At 64.8% G+C, this 3047-nt stretch carries 3 protein-coding genes and 1 pseudogene; all 4 read right to left on the bottom strand.

Annotated features, from left to right (window positions below; translation table 11 throughout):
- Positions 1 to 191: F0F1 ATP synthase subunit epsilon (locus tag AC04L7_RS15515; protein ID WP_475513351.1), on the bottom strand; the 191-nt coding region annotated here is incomplete at its 3' end.
- A gap of 80 nt (positions 192 to 271) precedes the next feature.
- A complete protein-coding gene (gene atpD, locus AC04L7_RS15510) occupies positions 272 to 1678 on the bottom strand; it encodes a F0F1 ATP synthase subunit beta (protein ID WP_475513350.1) in 1407 nt (468 codons plus the stop codon).
- A 39-nt stretch (positions 1679 to 1717) separates the two neighbouring features.
- Entirely contained in the window at positions 1718 to 2581 is an 864-nt protein-coding gene (atpG, locus tag AC04L7_RS15505; protein WP_093489856.1) for a F0F1 ATP synthase subunit gamma, read from the bottom strand.
- 84 nt (positions 2582 to 2665) lie between these two features.
- Positions 2666 to 3047: pseudogene (locus tag AC04L7_RS15500) on the bottom strand (F0F1 ATP synthase subunit alpha); the annotation flags it as partial.

Raw genomic sequence — 3047 nt, 5'->3', positions numbered from 1 at the left:
ATGGCGAAGTCCAGCTGCTCGCCGCTGGCCAGCGTCACCACCACCTTGCCCGGCTTCAGGCGGGTGATCAGCGGCGCGTGCTTCGGCGCGATGCCGAGCTCGCCCAGCTCGCCGGTGGCGACGACCAGGGTGGCTTCACCGTGGAAGATTTCCTGCTCGGCGCTGACGATGTCGCAACGGATGGTGCTCATGGAACTCTCTTTGCCGTGTAGGGCGGGCCTGGGGCCGCCGCCGGTTGCCACGAAGGTGGGCCTGGGCCCACCCTGCGTGCTTACGCCTTCTCGGCGAGCTTCTTGGCCTTCTCGACCGCTTCTTCGATGCCGCCGACCATGTAGAACGCCTGCTCCGGCAGGTGGTCGTACTCGCCGTCGACGATCGCCTTGAACCCGCGGATCGTGTCCTTGAGCGAAACGTACTTGCCCGGCGAGCCGGTGAACACTTCGGCCACGTGGAACGGCTGGCTGAAGAAGCGCTCGATCTTGCGGGCGCGCGACACGGCCTGCTTGTCTTCTTCGGACAGTTCGTCCATGCCGAGGATGGCGATGATGTCCTTCAGTTCCTTGTACTTCTGCAGCGTCGACTGCACGCGGCGCGCGGTGTCGTAGTGCTCGTGGCCGATGACGTTCGGGTCSAGCTGGCGSSWGGTCGAGTCGAGCGGGTCCACGGCCGGGTAGATACCCAGCGAAGCGATGTTGCGGCTCAGCACGACGGTCGCGTCCAAGTGGGCGAACGTGGTGGCCGGCGACGGGTCGGTCAGGTCGTCCGCGGGCACGTACACGGCCTGGATCGAGGTGATCGAACCGGTCTTGGTCGAGGTGATGCGCTCCTGCAGGACGCCCATTTCCTCGGCCAGCGTCGGCTGGTAACCCACGGCSGASGGCATGCGGCCSAGCAGYGYSGASACYTCGGWACCGGCCWGCGTGWAGCGGWAGATGTTGTCGAYGAASAGCAGCACGTCCTTGCCCTTGCCGGACGCGTCCTTCTCGTCGCGGAAGTACTCGGCCATGGTCAGGCCCGTCAGCGCGACGCGCAGGCGGTTGCCCGGCGGCTCGTTCATCTGGCCGTACACCATCGCCACCTTGTCGAGGACGTTGGAGTCCTTCATCTCGTGGTAGAAGTCGTTGCCCTCGCGGGTACGCTCGCCCACGCCGGCGAACACGGACAGACCCGAGTGCGCCTTGGCGATGTTGTTGATCAGTTCCATCATGTTGACGGTCTTGCCGACGCCGGCGCCGCCGAACAGGCCGACCTTGCCGCCCTTGGCGAACGGGCACATCAGGTCGATGACCTTGATGCCGGTTTCCAGCAGGTCGGTGGCCGAGGACTGGTCCTCGTACGACGGGGCCGAACGGTGGATTTCCCAATGATCCGACGCCTGCACCGGGCCGGCTTCGTCGATCGGGTTGCCCAGCACGTCCATGATGCGGCCCAGCGTGCCCGCGCCGACCGGCACCGAGATGGCCTTGTCGGTGTTCACGGCGACCAGGTTGCGCTTCAGGCCGTCGGTGGAACCGAGGGCGATGGTGCGCACSACGCCGTCGCCGAGCTGCTGCTGSACTTCGAGCGTGATGGCGGTGTTCTCCACCTTCAGCGCGTCGTACACCTTCGGCACTTCGTTGCGCGCGAATTCGACGTCAACCACCGCGCCGATGATCTGAACGATCTTGCCCTGACTCATTGCTGCATTCCTCTAGATGAATTCTTGTGACTACGCGCGTCAGACTGCCGCCGCGCCGCCGACGATTTCGGAGATTTCCTGGGTGATCGCCGCCTGGCGAGCCTTGTTGTAGACCAGCTGCAGGGTGCCGATGAGCTTGTTGGCGTTGTCGCTGGCGGCCTTCATGGCCACCATGCGCGCCGCATGCTCGGACGCGATGTTCTCCAGCACGGCCTGGTACACCAGCGACTCGATGTAGCGCGTGATCACGTGGTCGAGCACGGTCTCGGCATCGGGTTCGTAGATGTAGTCCCAGTCGTGGTGCGCGACCTGCGTTTCCGCGGCGGGCAGCGGCAGCAGCTGGTCGAACGCCGCGCGCTGGGTCATCGTGTTGACGAAGTCGTTGTAGACGACGAACACGCGGTCCAGCGAGCCTTCGGTGTAGGCGTCCAGCATCACCTTGATCACGCCGATCAGCTGGTCCAGCTTGGGCGCATCGCCCAGGTGGGACACGCTGGCCAGCATGTTGACCTTGACCCGGCGGAAGTACACCGAGGCCTTCTGGCCGATGGTGACCACGTCGACCTCGACGCCCTTCTCGTTCCACTGGCGGATCTCGCCGAGCATCTTGCGGAACAGGTTGTTGTTAAGGCCGCCGGCCAAGCCGCGGTCGGACGACACGATGATGAAGCCGACGCGCTTGACGTCCTTGCGCTCCACCATGAAGGGATGCTGGTAGTCGGTATTGGCCTGGGCCAGGTGGCCGATCACCTGCTTCATCGCCCGCGCGTACGGGCGCGAGGTCTTCATGCGGTCCTGCGCCTTGCGGATCTTGGAGGCCGAGACCATCTCGAGCGCGCGCGTCACCTTGCGGGTGTTCTGCACGCTCTTGATCTTGGTTTTGATTTCGCGTCCGCCTGCCATGTCTCGCTCGCTTGTTTCGTCTTCGTCGGGCGGACCTGCGATCCGCCTGCCTACGAACGGTGGGCCGGGGCCCACCCTACGCAATTACCAGGTACCGGTCTGCTTGAACTCGGCGATGCCCTTCTTGAAGGCGCCTTCGATCTCGTCGTTCCAGTTGCCGGTGCTGTTGACCGTATCGACCAGCGCGCCCTGGGTGTTGGTGAAGTGCGCGTGCAGCGCATCTTCGAACGCCAGGATCTTGTTGACCGGCACGTCGTCCAGGTAACCCTCGTTGACGGCGTAGATGGACAGCGCCTGCAGGGCGATGGACATCGGCGCGTACTGCTTCTGCTTCATCAGCTCGGTGACGCGCTGGCCACGCTCCAGCTGCTTGCGGGTGGCTTCGTCCAGGTCCGAGGCGAACTGCGCGAACGCGGCCAGCTCACGGTACTGGGCGAGCGAGATGCGGATGCCGCCCGACAGCTTC

It is taken from the genome of Pseudoxanthomonas sp. LjRoot204_2, assembly GCF_056175765.1.
The sequence above is the reverse complement of the archived record's forward strand: the minus strand, read 5'-3'. Positions and strand labels throughout refer to the sequence as shown.

What these genes read in the sequence shown, in the direction of transcription:
- atpG (WP_093489856.1), bottom strand. Translation starts at nt 2,581, where the DNA reads ATGGCAGGCGGACGCGAAATCAAAACCAAGATCAAGAGCGTGCAGAAC.